24 protein-coding genes are annotated in these 24,728 nt (G+C 65.7%); 10 read left to right on the forward strand and 14 right to left on the reverse strand.

The window, feature by feature from the left end:
- Position 1 precedes the first annotated feature (1 nt).
- From AB0O58_RS17055 to AB0O58_RS17070, 4 genes are read left to right on the forward strand one after another with little or no spacing between them, the layout of a single operon-like run.
- Entirely contained in the window at positions 2 to 778 is a 777-nt protein-coding gene (locus AB0O58_RS17055) for an alpha/beta fold hydrolase (RefSeq protein ID WP_032372875.1), read from the forward strand.
- Complete coding sequence (locus AB0O58_RS17060) at positions 779 to 1,120, forward strand: MGMT family protein (RefSeq protein ID WP_027496546.1); 342 nt, start codon at positions 779 to 781, stop codon at positions 1,118 to 1,120.
- The gene (locus AB0O58_RS17065) at positions 1,117 to 1,563 is read left to right on the forward strand and encodes a PaaI family thioesterase (protein ID WP_228139195.1); all 447 of its coding nucleotides are present in this window, start codon (positions 1,117 to 1,119) and stop codon (positions 1,561 to 1,563) included. The genes AB0O58_RS17060 and AB0O58_RS17065 overlap by 4 nt, the downstream gene beginning before the upstream one ends.
- Before the next feature lie 13 nt (positions 1,564 to 1,576).
- Positions 1,577 to 3,358: an NTP transferase domain-containing protein gene (locus tag AB0O58_RS17070; RefSeq protein ID WP_366238522.1), complete on the forward strand. Its 1,782-nt coding sequence runs from the start codon at positions 1,577 to 1,579 to the stop codon at positions 3,356 to 3,358.
- On the opposite strand, the gene AB0O58_RS17075 is transcribed toward AB0O58_RS17070, so the two are convergent.
- From AB0O58_RS17075 to AB0O58_RS17100, 6 genes are all read right to left on the reverse strand, one after another.
- Positions 3,315 to 4,049 (reverse strand): sirohydrochlorin chelatase, encoded by a 735-nt coding sequence (locus AB0O58_RS17075; protein WP_080733166.1) that lies wholly within the window; start codon positions 4,047 to 4,049, stop codon positions 3,315 to 3,317. The two genes, AB0O58_RS17070 and AB0O58_RS17075, sit on opposite strands and share 44 nt — an antisense overlap.
- Positions 4,046 to 5,227 carry a uroporphyrinogen-III synthase gene (locus AB0O58_RS17080; protein ID WP_045841967.1) on the reverse strand — a complete coding sequence of 394 codons (1,182 nt, stop codon included), beginning with the start codon at positions 5,225 to 5,227 and terminating at the stop codon, positions 4,046 to 4,048. Before AB0O58_RS17080 ends, AB0O58_RS17075 begins: the two co-directional genes overlap by 4 nt.
- Before the next feature lie 20 nt (positions 5,228 to 5,247).
- Entirely contained in the window at positions 5,248 to 5,625 is a 378-nt protein-coding gene (gene nirD / locus AB0O58_RS17085; protein ID WP_283541552.1) for a nitrite reductase small subunit NirD, read from the reverse strand.
- 128 nt (positions 5,626 to 5,753) lie between these two features.
- Positions 5,754 to 8,249, reverse strand: a complete 2,496-nt coding sequence (nirB, locus tag AB0O58_RS17090) for a nitrite reductase large subunit NirB (RefSeq protein WP_032366317.1) — start codon at positions 8,247 to 8,249, stop codon at positions 5,754 to 5,756.
- A 59-nt stretch (positions 8,250 to 8,308) separates the two neighbouring features.
- Positions 8,309 to 9,712, reverse strand: coding sequence for a nitrate/nitrite transporter (locus AB0O58_RS17095; RefSeq protein WP_032372878.1), 1,404 nt, complete (start codon positions 9,710 to 9,712; stop codon positions 8,309 to 8,311).
- Between the two features lie 224 nt (positions 9,713 to 9,936).
- Positions 9,937 to 11,178, reverse strand: coding sequence for an MFS transporter (locus AB0O58_RS17100; RefSeq protein ID WP_283541553.1), 1,242 nt, complete (start codon positions 11,176 to 11,178; stop codon positions 9,937 to 9,939).
- A 98-nt stretch (positions 11,179 to 11,276) separates the two neighbouring features.
- On the opposite strand from AB0O58_RS17100, the gene AB0O58_RS17105 reads away from it, so the two are divergent.
- Complete coding sequence (locus AB0O58_RS17105) at positions 11,277 to 11,969, forward strand: FCD domain-containing protein (RefSeq protein WP_032372686.1); 693 nt, start codon at positions 11,277 to 11,279, stop codon at positions 11,967 to 11,969.
- Here AB0O58_RS17105 and AB0O58_RS17110 read toward each other — a convergent pair.
- The 3 genes from AB0O58_RS17110 to AB0O58_RS17120 all read right to left on the reverse strand — a co-directional run bounded on the left by AB0O58_RS17110 (position 11,959) and on the right by AB0O58_RS17120 (position 15,105).
- A complete protein-coding gene (locus AB0O58_RS17110; RefSeq protein WP_027496537.1) occupies positions 11,959 to 12,813 on the reverse strand; it encodes a TIGR02569 family protein in 855 nt (284 codons plus the stop codon). The genes AB0O58_RS17105 and AB0O58_RS17110 overlap by 11 nt on opposite strands.
- Positions 12,814 to 12,881: 68 nt before the next feature.
- Complete coding sequence (gene moeZ, locus AB0O58_RS17115) at positions 12,882 to 14,048, reverse strand: adenylyltransferase/sulfurtransferase MoeZ (RefSeq protein WP_366238523.1); 1,167 nt, start codon at positions 14,046 to 14,048, stop codon at positions 12,882 to 12,884.
- A 76-nt stretch (positions 14,049 to 14,124) separates the two neighbouring features.
- Complete coding sequence (locus tag AB0O58_RS17120; protein ID WP_094622501.1) at positions 14,125 to 15,105, reverse strand: DUF3152 domain-containing protein; 981 nt, start codon at positions 15,103 to 15,105, stop codon at positions 14,125 to 14,127.
- Positions 15,106 to 15,489: 384 nt separating this feature from the next.
- Here AB0O58_RS17120 and AB0O58_RS17125 point away from each other — a divergent pair, with 384 nt between their 5' ends.
- Positions 15,490 to 16,143 (forward strand): TetR/AcrR family transcriptional regulator, encoded by a 654-nt coding sequence (locus AB0O58_RS17125; RefSeq protein ID WP_027496534.1) that lies wholly within the window; start codon positions 15,490 to 15,492, stop codon positions 16,141 to 16,143.
- A gap of 83 nt (positions 16,144 to 16,226) precedes the next feature.
- Here AB0O58_RS17125 and AB0O58_RS17130 read toward each other — a convergent pair whose 3' ends face one another.
- Both AB0O58_RS17130 and AB0O58_RS17135 read right to left on the reverse strand, forming a co-directional pair.
- Positions 16,227 to 16,454 (reverse strand): DUF3107 domain-containing protein, encoded by a 228-nt coding sequence (locus AB0O58_RS17130; RefSeq protein ID WP_027496533.1) that lies wholly within the window; start codon positions 16,452 to 16,454, stop codon positions 16,227 to 16,229.
- A gap of 138 nt (positions 16,455 to 16,592) precedes the next feature.
- Positions 16,593 to 17,327: a ferritin-like fold-containing protein gene (locus AB0O58_RS17135; protein WP_241257832.1), complete on the reverse strand. Its 735-nt coding sequence runs from the start codon at positions 17,325 to 17,327 to the stop codon at positions 16,593 to 16,595.
- Positions 17,328 to 17,740: 413 nt separating this feature from the next.
- On the opposite strand from AB0O58_RS17135, the gene AB0O58_RS17140 reads away from it, so the two are divergent.
- Both AB0O58_RS17140 and AB0O58_RS17145 read left to right on the forward strand, forming a co-directional pair.
- The gene (locus AB0O58_RS17140) at positions 17,741 to 19,297 is read left to right on the forward strand and encodes a DEAD/DEAH box helicase (protein ID WP_366238524.1); all 1,557 of its coding nucleotides are present in this window, start codon (positions 17,741 to 17,743) and stop codon (positions 19,295 to 19,297) included.
- A 9-nt stretch (positions 19,298 to 19,306) separates the two neighbouring features.
- The gene (locus AB0O58_RS17145; RefSeq protein WP_366238525.1) at positions 19,307 to 20,560 is read left to right on the forward strand and encodes a hypothetical protein; all 1,254 of its coding nucleotides are present in this window, start codon (positions 19,307 to 19,309) and stop codon (positions 20,558 to 20,560) included.
- 23 nt (positions 20,561 to 20,583) lie between these two features.
- Here AB0O58_RS17145 and AB0O58_RS17150 read toward each other — a convergent pair whose 3' ends face one another.
- Together AB0O58_RS17150 and AB0O58_RS17155 are read right to left on the reverse strand one after the other, a co-directional pair.
- Positions 20,584 to 21,378: a ParA family protein gene (locus tag AB0O58_RS17150; protein WP_027496529.1), complete on the reverse strand. Its 795-nt coding sequence runs from the start codon at positions 21,376 to 21,378 to the stop codon at positions 20,584 to 20,586.
- 56 nt (positions 21,379 to 21,434) lie between these two features.
- Positions 21,435 to 22,901, reverse strand: coding sequence for a DHA2 family efflux MFS transporter permease subunit (locus AB0O58_RS17155; protein WP_032372689.1), 1,467 nt, complete (start codon positions 22,899 to 22,901; stop codon positions 21,435 to 21,437).
- A gap of 196 nt (positions 22,902 to 23,097) precedes the next feature.
- Between AB0O58_RS17155 and AB0O58_RS17160 the strand changes: the two genes are divergently transcribed.
- Together AB0O58_RS17160 and AB0O58_RS17165 are read left to right on the forward strand one after the other, a co-directional pair.
- A complete protein-coding gene (locus AB0O58_RS17160) occupies positions 23,098 to 23,757 on the forward strand; it encodes an acid phosphatase (protein ID WP_155288783.1) in 660 nt (219 codons plus the stop codon).
- Positions 23,754 to 24,230, forward strand: a complete 477-nt coding sequence (locus AB0O58_RS17165) for a GNAT family N-acetyltransferase (RefSeq protein ID WP_167328699.1) — start codon at positions 23,754 to 23,756, stop codon at positions 24,228 to 24,230. Before AB0O58_RS17160 ends, AB0O58_RS17165 begins: the two co-directional genes overlap by 4 nt.
- Here the strand turns inward: AB0O58_RS17165 and AB0O58_RS17170 are convergent.
- On the reverse strand, positions 24,227 to 24,658 hold the full coding sequence (locus AB0O58_RS17170; RefSeq protein ID WP_027496526.1) for a hypothetical protein: 432 nt from the start codon (positions 24,656 to 24,658) through the stop codon (positions 24,227 to 24,229). The genes AB0O58_RS17165 and AB0O58_RS17170 overlap by 4 nt on opposite strands.
- Between the last annotated feature and the right edge of the window lie 70 nt (positions 24,659 to 24,728).

The raw sequence follows: 24,728 nt of genomic DNA on the forward strand, positions 1-24,728 counted from the left end.
CGTGCCCGAGTTGAATCTGCATACGTTCGGACCCGCAGACGGTCCCGAAATCCTCGCCGTTCACGGTGTGACCGGCCACGGTGCCCGTTGGTGGGACCTCGCCGAGAATCACCTGCCCGAGGCCCGCGTTCTGGCTCCCGATCTGATCGGCCACGGCCGTTCTCCGTCCGTTCCACCGTGGGACATCGACGCTCAGGTCACCGCACTGAAGGCCGTGCTCGACGCCCATGCGCGCGGTCCGGTCGTGGTGCTCGGACATTCGTACGGCGGCGCGTTGGCCGTGCATCTCGCACAGCGGTTCCCGGAGGTGGTGCGCGCGCTGGTGCTGCTCGATCCTGCGATTGCCTTGCCGCCGGAGGAGCTGCTCGAGGTCGCCGAGGCCACTGCGAAGTCCCCCGATTACACCGACGCCGACGAGGCGCGTTCGGAGAAGATCCACGGGGCTTGGGCGGACGTGCCCACCGAGTTGCTCGACCGCGAGGTCGCCGATCACCTGGTCCCTGCCGACGGCGGGAAGGTCGCGTGGCGAATGTCGATTCCGGCCATCGTTGCGACGTGGGGCGAGCTCGCTCGTCCGATCGTGGTGCCCGCCGAGAGCGTCCCGACCATCGTGGTGCGGGCCATGCGCGTCGAACCTCCTTATGTGACCGAAGAATTCGTGTCCGCGCTAAGAGACAAGCTCGGCGAGAACCTGCGCACCGTCGAACTCGACTGCGATCACATGGTCGGCCAGGCCAAGCCGGCCGACGTGGCCGAGCTGGTGCGATCCCTGCTGTAGATGGCTCCGATCACCGAGGCGCAGGTGGAACGGGTGCGCGCGTTGGTCGCGTCAATTCCCGTCGGTTCCGTTGCCACCTACGGGGACATCGCAGCGGCGGCCGACCTGTCCAGCCCCCGCATCGTCGGGTGGATCATGCGGACCGACTCCGCCGATCTGCCGTGGCATCGTGTCCTGGGTGCTAGCGGAAAGCCTGCGGCGCATCTGGCGACGAGACAACTCGAGACGCTGCGCGGTGAAGGTGTCGAGATCCGCGACGGGCGAGTGTCGCTGAAGTCCGTTCGCTTCGACTTCGGGGCGCTCCCCCAGCCTCCGACGTCGACCACTAATCTCGAAGGATGAACATCGGAGATCGGCTCGGGCAGTTCGATCCACGCCCTACGGCGAAGTTCGCCCTGTCCAAGGCGAGCACTTTCGTCGCCGCGGCCGGCCTGGTGATCGACGAGGTCTCGGGCACGCGGGTAGCGGGGCACATCGAGTTGACCGAGGAACATTTCACGCCCTGGGGCGTCGTGCACGGTGGGGTCTATACCAGCGCTGTGGAAAGCGCCGCGAGCATCGGTGCGAGTGAGGCGGTCAAGGATCGCGGCGAGTTCGCGGTCGGAGTGCACAACGGAACCGATTTCCTGCGCGCCAGCAAAGGCGGACGGGTGGATGTTCTCGCGGAACCGTTGCAGCAGGGCCGCGTTCAGCAACTCTGGCTGGTCACGATCACCGCGACCGACAGCGGTAAGACCATCGCGCGCGGCCAGGTTCGACTGCAGAACGTGCCGCTGCCGACGTGATGGGATCGCACCGGTGAGCGGCTCGTCGACCGAGCCGATCTGCGACGCCATCGTGCTCGCGGGTGGTCGCGGATCGCGAATGGCAGGCCTTGCCGGCTCGCCATCTGCAGAAGTCGACAAGCCCGCGCTCACCGTCGGCGGACGACGACTGGTCGACATTGCAGTGTCGGCCGTCTCGGACTGTCGCCGAACGGTACTGGTGGGCCCCACACGCGACGCAGTACCGGGTTCGGTCGTGCAGACCCGAGAGTCCCCCGCCGGCGGCGGCCCGGTGGCAGCTCTGGCCGCCGGGCTCGAAACACTGGACGGCACAGCCGATCTGGTGGCAGTCGTCGCGTCGGACATACCGCTGCTGAATGCTTCTGCGGTGCAGTCTCTGATCGATCACTTCGACCGAGTCGAGACCGACGCAGTGTTCGCGGCCGACGCCACCGGTCGCATCCAGTTCCTGCTCGGAGTCTGGCGCTACAGCGCGCTGCGCTCGGCGGTGGCGGCGCTCGATACCGTCGAGGGCGCCCCGATGCGCGCACTCGTACCGAACGAGCACCGCGTCGTCACGGTTGCCGATATCGAGGACTGCGATACCCCTGCCGATCTGGTAGCCGCGCGCGCCGCAGCCGCGTCGAGATCGGAGGACGTACTCGACATCGACGCCGCGCACGAACGAATTCGACAGCGAGTAGCCGCCCTCCCTGTTCATCGAATTCCGTTGCAGAACACGGCGGGGACCGTGCTCGCGCAACCGTTGGTGGCGGCAACGGCACTGCCTGCGGTCGATATCTCCGCGATGGACGGATTTGCCGTGAGCGGACCCCCTCCGTGGACGCTGCGGCCCGATATCGCCTACGCCGGGACGTCCGGCATCGCGCGACTCGCCGACGGCAGCGCGGTACGCATCGCGACCGGCGCAGCGCTTCCTCCCGGTGCCACTGCGGTCGTTCGCGACGAACACGCGGTCACGACACCGGCCGGCGTCGTAGAACGCGCACCGACGGCGACGTCGGGAGACGACACGCGTCGCCGCGGCGAGGACTGGCTTCCCGGAACGGAGTTGGTTGCCTCGGGTACCGCGATCGACACTGCTGTTCGGTCACTCGCCGCGAGCGCGGAGGTGACCGAACTCGACGTGCGGGGGCCGGTTCGCGCACGAATTGTGATCAGCGGAAACGAGATTCGGGTATCGGGTCCACTGGCACCCGGGGAGACCAGGGATGTACTCGGATCGGCGCTGCCGGAGTATCTGGCGCACTGTGGAATCGCCGTCGTGGACGCACTGCTGCTCGACGACACGGCGACCGCGTTCGCCGACCTCTTGGGAAGTACCGAGAACATCGACCTCGTGGTCGTGGTCGGAGCCACCGGAGGAGGTGCCGCCGATCAGCTACGCTCCACGCTCGCCGCCCTCGGTGCCGAAACCGTCGTCGGGCGAGTGCGCGTGCGACCCGGCGGATCCCAGATCACCGCGACCCTGCCCGACGGTACGGTTGTCCTCGGCCTCCCCGGAAATCCGCTCGCGGCAGTGAGCACGGCGCTGCTGACCGCACCGACGATCGTCGACGCGCTCACCGCTCGCATTCCGCGTTCACCGCGAACGGGGTTGTTGTCCAATGCATCCGAGGTTCGAGCCCCGATCCCTCGAATCGTTCCCGTGGTGGCCGACGGTACCCGCTGGCGAGCCGACGTCAAGGTCCGGACAGCTCATCTGGCGCACCTCGTCGGCCGTGATGCTCTCGCCGTGATACCCGCCGACGTCAGCGACGACGAGCCGGTGACAATTCTTCCGTTACCGTACTGAATTCCGAACCGGCCAGCAGCCGAACACCCTCGTGGTACCGCTCGACGACGAGATCGACGATGGCCGGATGCACCCCGAGCGGCGCACCGACGCCGTCGGCTCCCACGTCGGCCAGCCGATTGTGGAAGAGCCCACGAGCCAGCAGATAGCTCGCCACGAACACTCGATCGTGCGCGGCTTCCCGCAGTCCGGACACCGCCTGCGCGACGGTCGGCGTACTGGTGGCCACGTATCCGATCTTCACCGGTGCCCGAGCGGCGTCCGCGAGCATGGCCGCCGCGATCCGATGTTCCTGCAACGCACGAGGATCGGACGATCCTGCGGCCGCGAGCACGATGCTCTGGCCGGCTCGCCAGCCGGCGTCCCGGAGCCGATCGACCATCACTCGCGCGAGCACCGGGTCCGGCCCGAGGGCACGGGTGACGGCGACCGACGAGTGCGCACTGTCCGTGATCTCGCGCGGCACGTCGGTGTGGACGTGATAACCCGATGCCAGAAATGCCGGAACGACGACCGCCGATTCCGGAGTGTCGCGCAGCACCTCGGACGGGGACGGTCCCAGCACGTCGACGAAGGCGACACGCGTAGTACCGATCTGCTTCGAGACGGCGTCGGCAAGCGCGGCGACCATCTCCACACCGCGCGGGTTTCGAGTGCCGTGTGCGACCAACACCAAGGTGGGTTCCATCAGTACTTACTCCCCTCGCTCACGGCAACAGCCCCCGCGGGTTCGTGTGCATCACAGTCGGATTCGGTCTCGATATAGTCCAACGCGATACGGTAGCCGCGTTTGACCACGGTCTGGATCGCCTTGGGTGCCCCCAGTGAGGAACGGAGTCGGGTCATGGCGGTCTCCACCGCGTGGGTATCGCCACCCCCTCCGGGCAACGAGGCCAACAGGTCTTCACGGGAGACCACGCGCCCCGGATTACGACTCAGCGTCTTCATCAGCGCCATCCCGGCCGGGGACACGGGCCGCACCTCCCCGTCGACCACCACACACCGTCCCCGAACACTGACCACATGCCCGCCTGCGTGCAGGCGACCGGTTCTCCTGGGCAGCTCCTCGGCGATGTGACGGGCGAGCGCGCCGAGCCGCGCACGCGCAGGCGCAGTGGTGGCAACCGACAGCTGTTCGAGCGGGGCTGCGGTGACCGGCCCCACGCACACCGGAAGCACTCGCGTACGCATCGACTGCAGCAGAGGCTCGAGTACGCCGTTCTCGTCGGCACGCATCAGCATCGACGCGACCGCCGGTGCCGAGGTGAAGCTGATGGCGTCGAGATCACCGACGACGACCGATTCGATCATGCGATCCATCGGACTCTGATCGTCGGGTGCCGTCCAACGGTAGACGGGCACCGGCACCACTTCGGCTCCGGCGCAACGCAGTACCTCGCAGAAATCCGGAACCGGCTCCCACTCGGTGGTCGCGCCGTGAAGTTGTACCGCTATGCGTTTGCCCTCGACGCCCTCGGCGAGCAGATGTTCGAGCACTTCGGCGGACGACTCGGAGGCAGGCGACCATTCTTCACGTAGATCCGCCGCGCGAATGGCACCGGTAGCCTTCGGACCGCGCGCCAACAGTCGCGACGCACCCAGAGCACGACCGAGTTCTTCGGCTCGCCCCCAACCGTCGGCGGCCTCGATCCAGCCACGAAAACCGATTCCCGTGGTGGCGACGGTGATCTCGGGTGGTGCAGCGATGATCGCCGCGGTGACGCGTTCCAACTCTGCGTCGTCGGCGAGCGGGATGATCCTGATCGCAGGCGCGTGCATCACGCTGGCCCCACGCCGCTCGAGCAAAGTCGCGAACTCCTCGGCGCGACGCGACGCCGTCACCCCGACGGTGAACCCGGCCAGAGGCATGTCCGCCCCGGCATTTTCGGTCACGTAGATCCGCCGCGCACGAGCACGACACCCTCGACCGTGGCGACCTCGAACGAGCCGAGCGAGACCTCCGCATCGTCGAGGCAACGTCCGTCGACGAGAGAGAAGACCTGCTTGAGCAGCGGAGACGCGACGGTGGGCTCGCCGCCGCGGTCGCCGACCAGACCACGCGACATCACTGCAGCGCGGCCGTAGGGATCGATGTTGCCGACCGCGAACAGTCGACCGTCGTCGAGCAAGAACAGTGCCGCCTGGGTGCCGCCGCGCAGCAGCACCGCTACCCCGCGACCCGGGATGAGAGCGTCGAGGGTGCAGGCCGGGGTCCAGTCTCGCGAAAAATCGTTCGGTACCGAAGTATGTGAATCGATGACAGTCATGGCGTACCTCCTGGTCAGCTATTTGACGCTGCCCGTGTTTCTTGGCCGTTAAGCGGCGATTACCCACCTGTGCACATGCGCTCAGGTTCGTGACCTGTCGGTTGTCAGGAACCCGTCACTCGAGCACGTCACGCTCCGATGCGCGGCATCCCCATCAGCACGGGCACCTTGCGTGCGCCGGACTCGTCGAACGCGATGGTCGGATCGGCCTCGGCCGGAGCGTTGACGAAGGACACGAACCGGCCGAGCTTCTCCTCGTCCTCGAGCACCCCTGCCCATTCGTCCTTGTAGCCGGCGACATGGCGTGCCATGTCTGCCTCGAGTTCTGCGCCGATGCCCAGGCTGTCCTCGCAGACGACGGCTTTGAGGTGGTCCAATCCCCCATCGAGCGATTCCAGCCACGGTGCGGTGCGTTGCAGGCGGTCCGCGGTGCGGACGTAGAACATCAGATAGCGGTCGATGTAGCTGACGAGTGTGGCGTCGTCGAGGTTGGACGCGAGCAACTGGGCGTGCTTGGGCGACTGGCCACCGTTGCCGCCGACGTAGAGATTCCAGCCGCCTTCGGTGGCAATGATGCCGACGTCCTTGCCGCGGGCTTCGGCGCACTCACGTGCGCAACCCGACACTCCGAACTTGATCTTGTGCGGCGAACGCAGTCCGCGGTACCGGTTCTCGAGGTCGACGGCCATTCCCACCGAGTCCTGAACACCGTAGCGGCACCAGCTGGACCCGACGCAGCTCTTGACCGTACGCAGCGACTTTCCGTACGCCTGACCCGATTCCATGCCTGCGTCGACGAGCCGCTTCCAGATTTCGGGAAGCTGTTCGACGCGGGCACCGAACATGTCGATGCGTTGCCCGCCGGTCACCTTGGTGTACAGCCCGAAGTCGCGGGCGACCTCACCGATGACGATCAACTGCTCGGGCGTGCACTCCCCTCCCGGCATCCGAGGCACCACCGAATAGGTGCCGTTCTTCTGGATGTTGGCCAGGAAGTGGTCGTTGGTGTCCTGCAACGACGCCAGTTCACCGTCGAGAATGTGATCCGACGAGGTGGACGCGAGAATCGAGGCCACGACGGGCTTGCAGATGTCGCAGCCGGCACCCGATCCGTACTTGGCGATCAACGACGAGAAAGTTCGGGTGTTCGTCGCCCGCACGATCTCGAACAACTCGGCCCTCGACTGAGAGAAGTGCTCGCACAACGACTTCGACAGCACCACTCCCGATGCCGCCAGCAGCGATTTGATCGACGGCAAGCATCCTCCACAGGTGGTGCCTGCCGTGGTGCAGCTCTTCACCGCGGCCAGATCGCACGCACCGTCGGAGATAGCCGAGCAGATCGCACCCTTCGTCACACCGTTGCACGAGCAGATCTCGGCGTCGTCGGGAAGCGCTCCGATGCCGACCTGCTCGGCCGCCGGAGAGATCAGCGAACCCGGATCGCCCGGCAATTCGCGTCCGACGAGCGGCCGGAGCAACGAGTACGCCGATGCGTCGCCGACGAGGATGCCGCCGAGCAACGTCTTGGCGTCGTCGGTGACGACGAGCTTGGCGTAGGTGCCCTTGGGTGCGTCGCTGAAGACCACCTCGAGCGCACCCGGAGTTGCGGCCATCGCGTCACCGAAGCTCGCCACATCGACGCCCATGAGCTTGAGCTTGGTCGACATGTCCGCTCCGGGGAATTCCGCTGCGCCGCCGAGCAATCGGTCGGCCACCACCTCGGCCGTCGAATATCCGGGCGCGACGAGTCCGTAGCATCGGCCTTCGACCGCAGCACATTCGCCGATGGCGTAGACGTCGGGATCGGATGTGGTGCAGCCGATGTCGACCAGAATACCGCCGCGCTCGCCGACGTCGAGGCCGCTTTCGCGAGCCAGCCGGTCCTGCGGTCGTACCCCCGCGGAGAACACCAGCAGCGCCGCGTCGATCGTATCGCCGTTGCTCAGCTCGACCGTCAATCCGGCGCTGTCGTTCTCGGTGATCGACGACGTGCCCACTCCCACATGCACGTTCAACCCCAGATCGGTGACGAGGCGGGCCAGTAGCGCACCGCCGCCTTCGTCCACCTGAAGCGGCATCAATCGCGGCGCGAACTCGATGACGTGCGGCGTCATGCCCATCTTCTTCAACGCGTTCGCCGCTTCGAGGCCGAGCAGGCCGCCACCGACGACCACGCCCACGGCTCCCGGTCCAGCGGCGTCGGCGCGTGCACGGATCCTGTCCAGGTCGTCGAGGGTGCGGTAGACGAAGCACGCGGGCAGGTCGTGTCCGGCGATCGGCGGGACGAACGGGTAGGAGCCGGTGGCGAGGACCAGCGCGTCGTATTCCACGGTGTCGCCGGCCGAGGTGACGACGGTTCGGTGGTCACGGTCGACGCGTTCGGCCCGCACCCCGGTACGCATCTCGACGAGGGAGTCGCCCGGATAGTCGTTGCCCGCCAACGCAAGTTCCTTGTGGTCCCAGGCACCGACGTAGGACGACAGACCCACCCGGTCGTACGCAGGCAGAGCTTCCTCGCACAGGATCGTGATCTTCCACTCGGCACCCTCGTCGCGCGCCCGCAGCGCCTCGACGAACCTGTGCCCTACCATTCCGTGCCCTACCACTACCGCGTTCTTCATTGCGGGTCCTTCCGATTTCGTTGCCGTGCAGAGTGTTTTGAGTGCGCCTACACCGAGCGTCAGACGGCTACCGGTGCGTCGGCGTCGGCGGAATTTGTCCTGCGCAGGTAGATCGCCCACGTGACGATCGCGCAGACCACGTAGAAGCCGAGAAACACCCAGAACGCTGTGGTTGCCGACTTCGCACTACCGGAGTACGACGCCCGCAGCACCAAGTTGATGGCGACACCGCCGAGTGCGCCGATGGCACCGGCGATCCCGATCAGTGCGCCGGACATCTTGCGGGACCAGTGCTGCTGTTCCTCGACCGTCATGCCCTGCAGTGCAACAGATTTCGCAGCGAAGATCGCGGGAATCATCTTGTACACCGACCCGTTGCCGAGGCCCGAGAGCAAGAAGAGTGCGATGAATCCGATGACGAAGAGGACCATCACAGTGCCGCTGGCCGCCCCGGGCGTCGAGTCGTCCCAGGTGCTGGCCGCTACCAGAATTCCGGTGGAGAACGTCATGGCCACGAACGTGTACAGGGTGATCTTTCCGCCGCCGATCTTGTCGGCGAGCTTGCCGCCGAACGGACGCGACAGCGACCCCAGCAGTGGCCCGAGGAACGCGATCTGTGCAGCGTGCAGCGAGGCCTGGGCCTGCTGAGCCGCCGTGGCGGGTGCCCCGTCGGTCAATCCGGCCAGGAAGTTGATCTGGAGTACCTGCCCGAATGCGAAGCTGAAGCCGATGAACGATCCGAACGTACCGATGTAGAGGAAGGCGATCCACCATGCGTCGGAGAACTTCAACACGTCGATCATGGAGCGGCCGTTGGTCTTCTGGTTGTCGAGGTTGTCCATGTACAGCGCGGCACCGACGGCGGCGATCGCGATGAACACCAGGTACACGGCGCAGACGATCTCGGGTGCGGTGTTGCCGATGGTAGCGATGACCAGCAGACCGATGAGCTGGATGACCGGTACGCCGATGTTGCCTCCGCCGGCGTTCAGTCCGAGGGCCCATCCCTTTTCGCGCTGCGGATAGAAGGCGTTGATGTTCGTCATCGACGAGGCGAAGTTACCGCCGCCGACTCCGGCGAACGCCGCCACGATGATGTACGTGGTGTACGAGGCCGGGTTCAACATGAAGTACATCGTCAACAGCGTGGGAATCAACAACACCAGAGCGCTGAAGATGGTCCAGTTGCGCCCGCCGAATTTCGCCGTGGCGAACGTGTACGGAATACGCAGGACAGCACCGACGAGAGTGGGGACTGCCACCAGGAAGAATTTGCCCGCGGCATCGATGCCGTAAACCGACAACGGCATGAACAGCACCATCACCGACCAGATCGACCAGATCGAGAAGCCGACGTGTTCGGCGACGACCGACCAGATCAGGTTTCGTTTGGCGATCTGCTTACCGCCGCCTTCCCACGCCTGCACGTCCTCGGAATTCCAATGCGCGATCCGGTGATTCACCGAGACGGGAACGGTCCCGGGCGGAACGGGTGCGGTGGCAGCAGAGCCGGTTTCGGCTGAAGCGCTGCGAGAAAGGCTGGTCACGTATGGCCTCCTGGTTCGGTGAGTGACACCAAGATAGGAAAGCCATGTTGCAGCGGCGCTGCGTGCGGTGACCCGCTGATTAACTCGTTCTCACCCGCTCGTCGGCGCGTACGTGAGATCGAACGCGTCGACGAGCCGGGTCACCAGGAGTCTTCGAGCATCCGAGGTCGACAGCACAGATAGCCGCCGACCAGCAGAATCACAACGCATCCGGTGAGCAGCGTCAGCGGCAATCCCCAACCGCCGGACACGGTGTGCAGGAAGCCGAACAGTATCGGTCCGGTGGCCGACACCACGTAGCCCAGCCCCTGGGTGAAGCCCGAGAGCGAGGATGAGCCCACCGCGGTGCGGGTCCTGAGATTGATCAGCGTCAGCGACATCGGAAAGGTCATCGTGCCGAGGCCGATCAGGCACACCCAGATCACCGTTCCGGCGGCAGGCGAGAAGTGCAAGCCGGAGAACCCACAGAGGTAGCACACCGCGGCGACCAGGACGAGGCCGAACGGATTTCGCAGTTTTGCGCAGAGGGTCGGCGTGGCCAGCGACGTGACCAGGCCCATCGCTCCGAACGCGGCGACCGAGGCTCCGGCCAACCCCTCGCCGATACCCGAGTCGATCAACAGCGTCGGCAGCCACGTCAACATCGAATACGTGATCAGCGACGTCATCGCGAACATCATCACCATTCCCCACGCGAGCGAGGATCGATGGATGCGGCCGCCGGATCGGGTGTGCACGGCCGCCGAACCGGCCTCGGCAGAGACGTCCTTCTCGTCGCGACCACGTCGGGCGATCACGACACCGAGCCACGGCAATGCTGCGGCAACACCGACGATCGCCCAGACCCCGATGGAGAGCCGCCACCCGTGGGCATCGGCGACCGGAACCGCGAGCAGCGGCGGAATCATGGTGCTGATCTGGAGTGCACAGATGTAGATGGTGCTGACCACTGCGAGTCGATCCGAGAAGTACCGCTTGACCAGAGGTGGGATGACGACGTTTCCGATACCCATGCCGGCGAGGGCGATCGCGGACAGCGCCAGCAACGACGCCGTGTTCTGCGCGAATGCCCGGGTGGCCATCCCGATCGTGGTCAACGCCATGGCGAGCAGGGCGGCGCGCTCGAGACCGGTGCGCTTGGCGAGAAGCGGTGTCGCCAACCCGAACACGGCGAACATCGCCGGTGGCAGCATCCCGACGACGCCGATGACGGCATCCCCGAACTGCAGATCCGTTGCGATCCTGCCGAACAGAGGGCTGATGGACGTCACGGCGGCGCGCAGCGTCAGCGCAGAAAGAACGATGGCAGCGAACACCAGCAGTCGGCCGCGAACGAGTGATGTACCGGTCTGGGTGGTCTCGGAAACGGTAGGCGCACTCACCGCGTAATCATAGGATGACCGGATCATCGGGTGCAACGCAGTATCATCGTCGGCGCAGCACCCCGAGCACTGCACCGCCCCCAGAACGAGGAGCCTCCGTGCGCCAGGTCCACCGATCGAGCCTGATCACCCAGGTCACTGCAGCCCTGCGCGACGAGATCACGTCGAAACGATGGCCGGTCGGCAGCAGAATTCCCACCGAACCGGAGCTGTGCGAGATGACCGGCACCGGGCGAAACACGGTTCGTGAGGCCGTTCAGGCACTCGTCCACGCCGGCATGGTCGAGCGACGGCAGGGGTCGGGAACGTTCGTCATGACCTGCTCGGACCTCGGCGGCACCCTGGGCAAGTACTTCTCGGACGCCCGTTATCGCGACGTCACCGAGCTCCGGGAAACTCTCGAGGTGACCGCAGCAGCATTGGCTGCGGATCGACGCGACGAGCACGACATCCGAGAGATGAACGACGCCCTCGAGAACCGCAATGTCGCCTGGTCGAGCGGCGACGTGCCGTTGGCCGACGCCGTACGAATCGACGCGCGCCTGCATCGGAGCATCGTCGCCGCCAGCCACAACGCGATCTACCTGGAGTTCTACGACTCGTTGCTACCGGTGATCCACGAGACGATCAGAGAACACGCCACCGCTCACGACGACGACTACGTCGCCGAGCACACAGCCCTCGTCGACGCGATCGTGGACGGTGATTCGGCCCGGGCAATCGCCTCCGCCCGGTCGCTGTTCCGCGAACTCTCCGCCGCTCCGGGCCACGCGCCCGAACCTACAGAATGAGACGCACCAGATCTGCCGTGCGCGCGAGGCCGGGAAATGCCTCCGACGTCGACCGCGGATGAAGTGCGTGCACAGCCAGACGAAACATCAACGCGCGCAACAGCATCTGCGGCCATTCCGGTAGATCGTCCCACCGGCCCACCAGACCGTCGTCGGCGTCTCCCCACGAGAGCGCGTCCACCACGGCGACGCCGGCAGCCCACGACGCCGGACGCCAGTACGGGGTGATATCGCTGATCCCCGGAGCATCGCTGCCGGAGAACAACACCGTCCCGAACAGGTCGCCGTGTACCAATTGGTCCGGCGATTCGACGGGCTTACGCAGTGTCGCAAGCTGTTTGACCAATTCGAGGCTGCTCTTGCCGTCACTCGACGACGGCTCCGGCGCACCCGCACCGCGAGCGGTCCGTAGCGGAACGGCCTCCCAGGCGGCCCGGTCGGCCGCGACGAACACGTCGACGTCGGCCCACGGGGCGACGGGTGGCTGCACCAAGAAGCGGGGACGTTCCAACTGCGCGGTCGCTGCGTGCAACCGCATGGACAACGAGACCACTTCGTCGTGGCGAGGCTCGGGTTCGCCTGCGACGAACGTATCTGCACGCCAACCGGACACGACGTATCGACCATCGGTCGAGCGCACCGGTCGAGCGAGGCGCACACCGTCCACAGTCAGTGTTTCTCGCACCTTCGCAGACCAGGCTGCGCGAGCGTGATCGGCGACGGGCGAGAGCACGACGTCACCCAGACGCCACCCTCCGTCCCAGTCCGCACCCAGTGGCGCAGGTTCGACATCGCGCAGCCCGAACGTAGAGATCACGTGCTGAGGAGGTTCGACAGAGCTCACGAACGCCACGGTACCGCCGATCGGGCAGAGCTCTGCGGACGACGCGCGCATGCGGCCCAGCCGCCACGTCAGTAGATGGGCAGGCCGGGCTCGATCTGCTTGGCCCACCCCACGATTCCGCCGTCGAGATGGGTTGCGTCGGTGAAACCGGCACCGACGAGAGCGTCGAGAACCTCCGCGGACCTGATGCCGGTTTTGCAGTACAGAACGATCGGTACCTGCTGTGGCAGTTCGGCCAACGCCGCCCCGGACAGAATTCGCCCGCGCGGTATCAGCCGAGCGCCCTCGATCCGCACGATGTCCCACTCCACCGGCTCACGCACGTCGATCAAGGCGACCTCGCGTCCGGAATCCAACATCGCCCGTAGCTGCTCGGGGCTGATCGAGGCGTCGTCGGATTCGACGGCCGGCACCACCCCGCAGAAGGCGTCGTAATCGATCAGTTCCGTGATCGGGGTTCGGTGCGGATCACGGGCCAGTCCGACGGTTCGGTAGCTCATGGCCAACGCGTCGTAGATCATCAGCCGTCCCAGCAGCGTCTCGCCTATTCCGGTGATCAACTTGATGGCTTCGGTCACCATGACCGACCCGATCGAGGCGCAGAGCACGCCCAGGACGCCACCCTCGGCGCAGGAGGGCACCATTCCCGGCGGCGGAGCCTCGGGGTACAGATCTCGATAGTTGATCCCGACGCCGCCCGGAGCTGCATCCCAGAACACCGAGACCTGCCCCTCGAACCGGTAGATCGAACCCCACACGTACGGGATACCGACCAGTGCGGCCGCGTCGTTGACGAGGTATCGGGTGGCGAAGTTGTCGGTGCCGTCGAGAACGAGATCGTAATTGCCGAAGATGTCGATCGCGTTGGACGAGTCGAGGCGGACCCTGTGCAGCACCACCGAGACGCCGTCGTTGAGTTCGAGGATCGAGTCCCGTGCGCTGTCGGCCTTCGGTCGTCCGACGTCGGACCGCCCATGGATGACTTGTCGCTGGAGGTTGGACAGCTCGACGTCGTCGAATTCCACGATGCCCAGAGTTCCGATGCCGGCGGCCGCGAGGTACAGCAGCGCAGGCGAACCCAGTCCGCCGGCTCCGACCACGAGCACGCGGGCGTTCCGCAACCGCTTCTGGCCGTCCGTTCCGACGTCCGGAATGATCAGGTGACGGCTGTACCTGGCAACCTCCTCGGAGGTCAGTTCACCGGTGGCTTCGACCAGTGGCGGTAGGTGGACCACGCTCAGCGACACTCCTCGACTCGACGGGGCGACCACATAACTGCGTTCGCCGCCTTCGAATCTAATCCGCGATCGCTCACCCGCGCGGATAGGGCCACGGGTTGAACCGGCAGGTCTTGCCGTCCATGGGCACGACGCCCTCGGGGTCGAGCCGCGCGATGTCGTCGTTGGCCGTTCCGAACGTCTGCTGCATCATCACCGGTGCCAGCCCGCCGTCGGTTTCGCACGGCTGATGCTGCTGGTAGCCGATGGCGTGCCCGACCTCGTGGTTGATCTGATACTGACGGTACGAACCGATGTCTCCCTGGAAGGAGATCGCTCCGCGTACCCATCTGGGTTCGTTGAGCACGACCCGTTCGATGCCGGGGTTGTAGCAGGACACCTCGAGTTGGATGTCGTATCCACACGCCTGCCGAATGGACATCTGCGACGTCAGGGAGATCCGGAAATCCGGGTCACCCTGATCGATACGGCGGAACGCGAAACGTGGGTCGTTGGTCCAGCTCTTGGGGTTGGCCAACGTCTGATCCACCAGACGGCCGAACGACTCGTCGCCGCCGAAACCGACGGTGTCCACACCGTCCTCGACCTCGACGGTATAGGTGAACACCCGCTCGGTTCCCTGGCCGACCTGCTCGGTGCTGCCGGCGACGGTGTGCCAGGTGCCTGCCCCCTGCACCGCGAACGGTCCACCGTCGGGCAGCTCACCGGACGAGATCGTTTCCGCGAAGTTGCCGTCGGCCTGCGGCGGGACCCCGATGATTCCGGTTCCGGACGTATCGGAGCTCAGCGTGCCGAACCCTGGGTCCTGGGAGGTGCCCTGAGAGGCGGTGCCGACGACCGGGTCACCGGCCCTAACGGCATCGACGACCACGAGCGCGGTGACGGCGATCAGGATCGGTACCGCGTACGCCCGCCAGCCGTAGGTGGCGGCGAACTTTCCCAACTTGGTTTGTTTACGCACGTCACGCTCGGGGCGGCGACTGCGGTCCTTGACCTCGCGCTGCGTCGGGTCCCACTGCGCGCGCAAGGGCTGATGCGACCCACGACCACCCACGCCTCGTGGAAGATCGTCCGACCGCTCGTCGAACCCGCCGGACTGCACACCGCCGCGAATTCGCGGCTCGCCTCGGTCAGTCACTCGCTCACGATCTCACAATCCTGCTCGCTCGCCGCTCGGCACGCCGATACCGGGGACGGATCTATCGGGCTCTCGGTACGACAAACATCGTACAAACAAACCATGCGATGTGATTCGAGATCGCCCGTTTCCGACAAGGATCCCCCAGGATCCCAGCGGTGCCGACGGCCACGAGTATCGTTGCCCGTGATCTGCGCTACGAGCGGTCCGAACCGAAGGCCACCCGCCGGAAGTTCACGCCGGACCGCACGTTGTCGAACCAAGACGAGCGCAGCTGTCGACGCGATGGGAACATATTTGATGACAGATCTCGACGACCGGAGGTCCTCCGACCGTCCGGCCACCACCGGCAACCGCCGCAGCGCCAGGCTGCCGCGTGATGCCCGTCGGGCGCAACTGCTGGCTGCTGCGAGCGAAATCTTCGTGACCCGCGGCTATCACGCGTCGGGAATGGACGAGATCGCCGAATGCGCCGGAGTCAGCAAACCGGTTCTCTACCAGCACTTCCCCGGCAAACTCGAGCTGTACCTGGCGGTACTGCAGAGCTACGTCGACACCCTCATCGCCGGGGTTCGTCAGGCTCTGCGTTCGACGACCGACAACAAGCAACGCGTCCGCGCTGCGGTTCTGGCGTTCTACGATTTCGTCGACACCGACACCCAGGGTTTCCGCCTGGTCTTCGAGTCGGATCTGATGGGTGACCCTCAGGTCAACGCCCGCGTGGAGCAGGCGACCGAAGCATGCGTCGACGCCGTCTTCGACCTGGTCGCCCACGATTCCGGACTCGATCCGTACCGAGCACGAGTGCTGGCCGTCGGCCTCGTCGGTGCCAGCCAGTTCACCGCACGCTACTGGCTCGAAGCAGATCGGCCGATCTCCAAGGAAGACGCCGTCGACACCACGGTTTCACTGGCCTGGGGCGGCCTGTCGCACGTTCCGCTGCAGTCTCCGTAACCAGCCGGTCGGGCATCCCGCCCACATACGCCACACGCCCCTCGTTCGAGAAGAACGAGGGGCGTGTGGTGTTACCGGCCGTCTCAGGTGGTTGCGAACCCGACCTTGCGAGGATCGGACGGGCCGATCTCGACGTACGACACCTTGGCGGTCTGGATCAAGAACTTGCGTCCCTTCTCGTCCTCCAACGACAGCACTCCGTCCTTACCTGCGAAGGCGGTCGATACGAGCGCTTCGACCTCGGCCGGGGACTGCGCACTGTTCACGACGAGCTCACGGGAACTCTCCGACACACCGATCTTGACCTCCACGGTCAACCTCCGAACTCTCGACAACTGACGCTGTTCTCGCCAGGCTAGTGCAGCCCGCGTGCCGCAGCCGCTTCCAGGCCTGTGCTGTCAGCGAACACCGGGCGGGGACCCGCCCCGCCCGGTGCCCGATCGAGCCGATCAGTCCAACCCGAGCGAGGACATCCGTTCGGCATGCTGCTCCTGCATGCGATCGAACAGAGCGACGACCCCGTTGAGGTCGCCCGACGCGGTGATGACGAGATCGGTCAGCGACTCGCGCTGCGCGAGCACGAACTGGGCCTGCGTGATCGCCTCGCCGAGCAGTCGACGCCCCCACAACATCAGGCGTGCCTTGTCCTGGGAGCTCGCCCGGACCCGTTCGGACACCTCGTGGACGACGAACTCCGAATGCCCGGTCTCGGCCAACACGTCGCGGACGATCTCCGCGACGTCGGGGGCGAGGCTGTGCGCGATCTGCCGGTAGAAATCAGCGGCGATTCCGTCACCCACGTATGCCTTGACCAACGACTCCAACCAGGTCGACGGCGTGGTGGAGGCGTGGTACTCGTCCAGAGCCCGCACGAACGGATCCATCGACGAATACACGTCGAGGCCACGGTTGGACAAAGCCTGTTCCAACGTCTCGAAATGACTCATCTCGGCGGCGGCCATACTCGCCAGCGCCACCCGGCCTTCCATGGACGGAGCCATTCGAGCGTCCTCCGCCAACCGGTAGAACGCAGAGATCTCGCCGTAGGCGAGCACGGCGAACAAGTCGGGAACGCCCGGGTGATCGTGTGCGATCGCGGGCTCCCCTCTGTTCGGATCGCTCGACCCGACGAGGGCGGTGGATGCAACTGCGGGCGACGACGACTCCGACGAATGGGCTCCCATTCCACGAATCGTAGACCCGTGTCCGACGCCCCGTCGCGGGGCGCGTCACACCTGCCGCGACCCGTCGACCGTGGAGAATCGGGCCGGGCAAGCTACCATGGTGTCGATCGTTGCTCGCGGACCTGTCACACGGACCGAAAGCCGATGCGGCGATCATCGATAATGTGTGCGCACCTGATCCGGGTCGCCTCGAGAGCTTCGCCGCAGCGAACGTCACAGTTCGCGGCCGCGCTGAGGCTGACGGCGACATCACATCGGATTGAGGGCATCGACTTCGGCCGGCAATAGGCCTGTGCCCTTCCTTGTGCGTACGTTCGACCACGAGGAAGGCCAGTCCCCTGAGCAAGATAGTCGTAGACCAAGAATCCGAGACCGGCGACACCACCCTGTCGGCCCAACTGGACGACACGCATGTGCCACCGACGTTCGCCGAGTTGAACGTCGACGCCGACATCGTTCGCGCACTTGCCGACATGGGTATCGAGCGCACCTTCGCCATCCAGGAGCTCACTCTTCCGCTGGCCATCGCGGGCGACGACCTCATCGGGCAGGCCAGGACCGGAATGGGCAAGACCTTCGGTTTCGGCGTGCCCCTTCTGCATCGTCTCGCCACGGAGAATTCCGGAACGACCCCGCTCGACGGCACGCCACGCGCGCTGATCATCGTGCCGACCCGTGAGCTGTGTGTTCAGGTCAGCTCCGACCTCGAGAATGCATCGAAGTACCTCAGCGGCGCGAACGGCCCGGTGAAGGTTCTTTCCATCTACGGCGGTCGCCCGTACGAAGCTCAGATCAGCGCGCTCCAGAACGGCGTCGACGTCGTCGTCGGCACCCCCGGCCGTCTACTCGACCTCGCCAAGCAGAACCACCTGATCCTCGGCAAGGTCGGCGTCCTGGTTCTCGACGAGGCCGACGAGATGCTCGACCTCGGGTTCCTTCCCGACATCGAACGCATCCTGGGCATGGTCCCCGACAAGCGTCAGACGATGCTGTTCTCCGCGACGATGCCCGGCCCGATCATCACGCTGGCGCGCACGTTCCTGACGCAGCCGACGCACATCCGGGCCGAAGAGGCTGAGTCCTCCGCCGTGCACGATCGCACCGCCCAGCACGTCTACCGGGCGCATGCACTCGACAAGGTCGAGATGGTCGCCAAGGTCCTCAAGGCGGAAGGCCGCGGCGCGACGATGGTGTTCACCCGCACCAAGCGCACCGCGCAGAAGGTCTCCGACGAGCTCGCCGAGCGTGGCTACTTGGTCGGCGCGGTCCACGGAGATCTCGGGCAGGTCCAACGCGAGAAGGCTCTCAAGGCGTTCCGCACCGGCAAGATCGACGTGCTGATCGCCACCGACGTCGCGGCCCGGGGTATCGACATCGACGACGTCACCCACGTCATCAACTACCAGTGCCCCGAGGACGAGAAGACCTACGTCCACCGCATCGGCCGTACCGGCCGTGCAGGGCGCACCGGTATCGCCGTCACCCTCGTCGACTGGGACGATATCCCGCGCTGGCAGCTGATCGACAAGGCCCTGAATCTGGGTATGCCGGATCCGGTCGAGACCTACTCGAGCTCGCCGCATCTGTTCGCCGAGCTCGATATCCCCACCGATGCGACCGGCACCGTACGCAAGGCGGCACCCGCGCGAGCCGCGGAGCAGGCCGCTGACAAGGCCCCCGACACCGAGTCCGCAGCACCGTCGGCAGAGGCGTCCGCACCGAGCAAGCCGCGCCGCTCACGCAGCCGCCGTCGCACCCGCGCGGGACAGGACGGGGACCAGGCCTCGACCTCGACCGACTCGGTCAACGCCTCCGCATCGACCGCGAATCCTGTTGCAGCACAGTCGGATTCGACCGATTCGTCGACACCGGAAGCGTCGACCAAGACCGCTCCTCGTCGCCGACGCCGTCGCCGCACGAGCGGATCGTCCGCCGAGACCGGGCCGTCGACGGCGAGCGCGTCGGAGTAATCTCCAGCCGTGCTGGCTCCAGAACGTAGGTCGAGAACCGATCTCGTCGTCGCGGCAGTCATCGCGGTGACGGTGGTCGTGGCCGCGAGCGTCGCCTGGCTCACGGGTGACGCTCGGGGCACCACCTCTGTCACGGCCGACAATCCACTCGCGCCGTCCGAGGCGGCCGCCTCCGTGCCCGCCGCCCTGTCCGAGTTGTGGCGGGCACCGAGTTCGGCGACGGATTCGGCGCATACGCCGGTTCCGGTCGTGACCGGTTCGGCAGTCGTGACCGCCGATGGCGGTTCGGTCGTCGGCCACGACCCCCGTTCCGGCGACCCGGCGTGGTCGTACTCGCGAGACCTACCCCTGTGCTCGGTGATCGCCTCCTGGAACACTGCCGTCTCGGTCTACCGCGACGACCGCGGTTGCTCGCAGGTGACCACGCTCGACGGATCGACCGGCGTCCGCACAGCACAGCGCACGTCCGACGCAGACGACTCGGTGCACCTCTCTTCCGACGGCACCTACGTGACCTCGCGAGGTGACACTCGGATGGAACTGTGGCGCTCGGACATGGTGCGCACACTCGAATACGGGCGCGTCGATGCTCCGGTCAACCCAGGTACTCAGCCGAGAACCGGATGCACGCTCCTGTCCACCACGTCGTCCAATTCGCGGACGGCAGTGCTCGAACAGTGCCCGGGTGAGCCGGCCGCACGACTGTCTCTGCTCAACCCTGCCCCCAAGGATGCGAGCGAACCCGAGGAGTACGGATCCTCGGTGGTCCCGGATCTCGTCACCTCGGGGCAGGAGCCGACATCCGGACGCGTGCTGGCTCTGACGGGAAGCCTTGTCGCGCTGTATGTTCCGTCCGCAAAGGGTGTCCCTGCGCGCATCGCGCTCTACGACGACACCGCCACGGCCGTCTCCGAGTTCGCTCTCCCCGCGGGCCTCGGCCCAGCATCCGCACCGCCCGCCTCGCCGGCAGCGAAACAGGGTTCGGTGTTCACCTGGTTCACCGGCTCGGGAGTCCAGGCACTGAACTCCACCGACCTGACTCCGGCGTGGTCCATGCCCGGGGCCCTCGGCAGCGGTGCCGTCATGGCCGGCAGGCTACTGGTTCCCGTGCCCGACGCGATCGCGGTGGTCGAGCTCGCCACCGGCACGGTGATTGCCGAGATTCCGATCGATCGCGGCGACTACGACGGACCGGTGCAGACCTCCGTGATCGGCGATGTCGTCGTCGAGCAGCGCGGTTCCGACCTGGTCGCGCTGGGTTGATCGAGGACGGCCGATTGGAGGAGCTACTCCGCGGGGTCGTACGTCTTCAGTTCCGCTGTGCCCTCCCAGTGGGCCAACAAGTTCTCGGCCAGCTCGCGATACGCCTGCGCGCCCTTGTTCTTTCGCCCCGACAGCACCGTTGCGCCGGATGCACTCGCCTCCGCGAAACGCACCGTCCTGGGGATCGGCGGAGCGAGGACCGGCAGCGAGTACCGGTCGGAAACATCGCCGAGCACGTCACGGCTGTGGGTGGTACGGGCATCGAACAGGGTGGGCAGTGCACCCAGCAGTGCGAGGTCGGGGTTGGTGATCTGCTGCACCTCGGACACCGTCCGCAGTAGTTGTCCGACGCCGCGGTGAGCGAGCGTCTCACACTGGAGCGGGACCAGAACCGATTGCGCTGCCGTGAGACCGTTCAGCGTGAGAACACCGAGCGAGGGTGGGCAATCGATGACGACCACGTCGAAATCCTGCAGAATCGGTGCCAGAGCACGCTTGAGTGCGAACTCGCGACCGGCGCGCATGAGCAACAGCGCCTCCGCACCCGCGAGGTCGATCGTGGCGGGCAACAGCACGATCCCCTCCGCCGTCTCGATCAGCACGTCCTCGACCTGTGCGTCCCCGGTCAATACTTCGTGCACCGACGAGTCGAGCTTGTCCGGGTTGTGACCGAGCGAGAACGTCAGGCATCCCTGCGGGTCGAGATCGACCACCAGAACGCGTCGGTCGAGTGCGTGCAGCGCGGCTGCCAGCGAGGCGACCGTAGTGGTCTTGGCCACGCCGCCCTTCTGATTCGCTACCGCAAGAATTGTCGTCACGCCCTGATCCTTGCCTAGATTCGCCGCTCGAGCGAGGTTTGTCGGTTCCGGGCGCGTCAGTGCATCACGATCGGCGGCGCGGATTCCTGAGAAACGTGCTTGGTTCGGGGCAGGAAGAACGCGGGCACGAACGTGATGACGATGAGCACCAACGCGACCATGAAGGTGGTCCCGAACGCGCGCGCCGAGATGTCGAATGCTTCGAGCTGGCTCGAGGCCGTCAGCGCCGGCTTCTGCTGCGCGGTCAACACCACCGACATCAACGCGGTTCCGATCGATCCGGCGGCCTGCTGGACGATGTTCATCAATGTCGAACCGCGAGCGACTGTTTCGTTCGTCAACGTCTGCAGCGCAGCAGTCATGATGGGCATCATCGTCGAGCCGAGCCCCAGCCCCATGACGAACAAGGCTCCGATCAACAACGTGTACGACGTGCTGGTGCCGACCTGGGTGAACACCGCCATGCCTGCAGTGATCAGGACCATGCCCATCAGCACGATTCGTCCTGGACCGGTCTTGTCCGCGATCACTCCGGCGATCGGCATGGCTATCATCGCGCCGATACCCTGCGGTGCGAGAAGCAGCCCGGCCGACAGTGTGGACTCGCCGCGGAGCAGGAAGTAGCTGGGAAACAGCAACCCTGCGCCCATGAACGCGACCATGAAGAAGGTGGTCGTGATGACCGCGACGGTGAGTGAGCGGTTCCGGAAGAGCCTCAGGTCGATCAACGGATGCTCGACGCGCAGAGCGTGGAAGACGAACAACACGATCAGCACCAGGCCCACGATGACCGGAACCAGCACCTTGACGGCCAGCACGGTCTCGGTTTCGACGACCGACGACGCACCGTAGAGAAACAGGGCCAGACCGGGCGAGAGCATCAGCATGCCGCGGAAGTCGAACGATTCCGACGGGGTCGGATTGTCTCGCGGAAAGATCACGATTGCGGCGATCAGCGCGAGAATGCCGATCGGCAAGTTGATGAGGAAGATCCAGTGCCAGCTCGCGGCCTCGATCAGCCAACCGCCGAGGATGGGGCCCGCGATGGGCCCGATCAGCATCGGCACACCGAGCACGGCCATCACGCGGCCGATCCGTTCGGGGCCGGCGGCACGCGTCATGATCGTCATGCCCAGGGGCATCAACATGCCTCCGCCGAGGCCCTGCAGTACGCGGAACACGATCAACGACGTGATGTCCCAGGCGAAACTGCACAGCACCGAACCGAGAACGAACAGCACCAGTGCCGTGATGTAGAGACGCTTGGTGCCGAAACGGTCCGCAGCCCAGCCCGTCAACGGGATGACGGTGGCCAAGGCGAGGGTGTAACCGGTCATCGTCCAGGCCGCGTTGGCATACGTGGTCTCGAACACGTCGGTGAACGTCCTCAAGGCCACGCTGACGACGGTGACGTCGAGAATCGACATGATCGCGCCGAGAACGACGACACCGGCGATCTTCAGCAACGCTCCGTCGAGCTTCTCCGGGGCACCGGAGGGCGCGGGCTTCTGCAAGTCGGTCATTGTTCTCCAGATCGATGAGAAGAGCTACGAGGTCAATGCAGTGAGCACACTGACGGACAGGACTGCGTTGCCTGCGACGGTGAAGATCCAGAAGAGAATAACCGTCCGGTAGGTCTGGACTCAATCGCGTTTTCGGACACATCCACCGGTTCGGTATGACGAAGCCCACACCCGACCGGCAGGCATGATCGAGTGCATGACCAACCACGGAGCCGTCGAGGCCGGCCGAGTCGTTCTGCTCCGTCACGGGGAAACCGAATGGGCCCTCGCGGGTAAGCACACCGGAAACACCGATGTTCCACTCACCGCCCACGGTGAGCAGCAGGCAGTCGAGGCCGGCTCACTGCTGACTCTGCTGAAACTGCGCGACCCGGTGGTCATCAGCAGCCCGCGCGAACGGGCCCGTCGAACAGCCGATCTCGCGGGGCTCGAGGTCGATCGAACATGGGATGCGCTGTCGGAATGGGACTACGGCGACTACGAGGGCATCACGTCGTCGGAGATCCACGAGACAGTGCCGCACTGGACCGTCTGGACGCACCCGTGCCCGGGCGGAGAGTCGATCGGTGACATCGCTGTTCGCGTCGAACTGGTGTTGTCCGTTGTTCTTCCACTGCTCGAAGGCCGGGACGTGGTGCTGGTGGGACACGGCCATTTCTCGCGAGCACTGATCGCCGGCTGGACGGAAGCGTCCATCACCGAAGGGAAGCGCTTCGCATTGTCCCCGGCCGCCTACTCACTGCTCGGTTTCGAGCACTCCTTTCGACAGCTCATCGCCCACAATGTTCACCCCTCGATTCTCTCTGCAGCCACCGATCGCTCGATCGGCACCGACCCGACCGGAGGTCCACGATGATCCGCCGCGCCACCGAAGACGATGTATCCGCCATCTGCGGGTTGGTCCACGAACTGGCGGAGTACGAGAAGGCGTCCTCGTTGTGCACGGTCCGAGACGACCACCTTCGGTCGGCTCTGTTCGGTGAGAATCCGTCGGTGTTCGCGCACGTCGCCGAGCACGACGGCGTGGTGGTGGGGTGCGCTCTGTGGTTCTTGAACTTCTCCACCTGGGACGGGGTCAACGGAATCTATCTGGAGGACCTCTACGTGCAGCCGGACGCACGCGGCCATGGGTTCGGAACCGCACTGCTGGCAGCGTTGGCGGCCGAGTGCGAAACCAACGGCTACACGCGACTGACCTGGTCGGTGTTGGACTGGAACACTCCGTCGATCGGGTTCTACCGAGCGTTGGGCGCGCAGGCTCAGGACGAGTGGACCACATTCCGATTGACCGACGGTGCCCTGAGGGACCTGGCAGCGAAAGCGTCCTAGAGACGCGGTTCGTCGTCGACGTCGCTGTACTCGGCCGCCATCCACTGCGACGAGGGTGGACTGAACAGCAGCACCAGCACGGCAACCACGACGATTCCCAGAACGATGCCGTAGACGGTCTGATGTGAACCGGTGAGCAGCGACCAGACGACCGGAAGCAGCAGTAGCTGTACGACGGTTGCCAGTGCCCTCCCCCACCGTTTGCCGAGAATCAGGGCGACGCCTGCAGCGCCGACGCCGAGGCCCAGCACGCCGAACCACCCGGCCGTGCCGTACCCGTTGGCGACAGCGTTGTCGCCCTCCCCGGAGACCGCGCGCACGACGAGAACGAAGGCCGCGACCAGCGAGACGGCACCTTGTGCTGCGACGAGGACCCCGGCGGATCGAAAAGTGGCCGGTGGGGTGAGGTTCTCGGGTTGGGTGGACACGGGACCAGCCTAAGCAACCGGGAGTGGAGCCTGCGGAACGACCCGGGTGGCGCGAGTGGAGCCCGCGGAA

Source organism: Rhodococcus sp. NPDC080181, assembly GCF_040702225.1.
Lineage (GTDB): Bacteria > Actinomycetota > Actinomycetes > Mycobacteriales > Mycobacteriaceae > Rhodococcoides > Rhodococcoides fascians.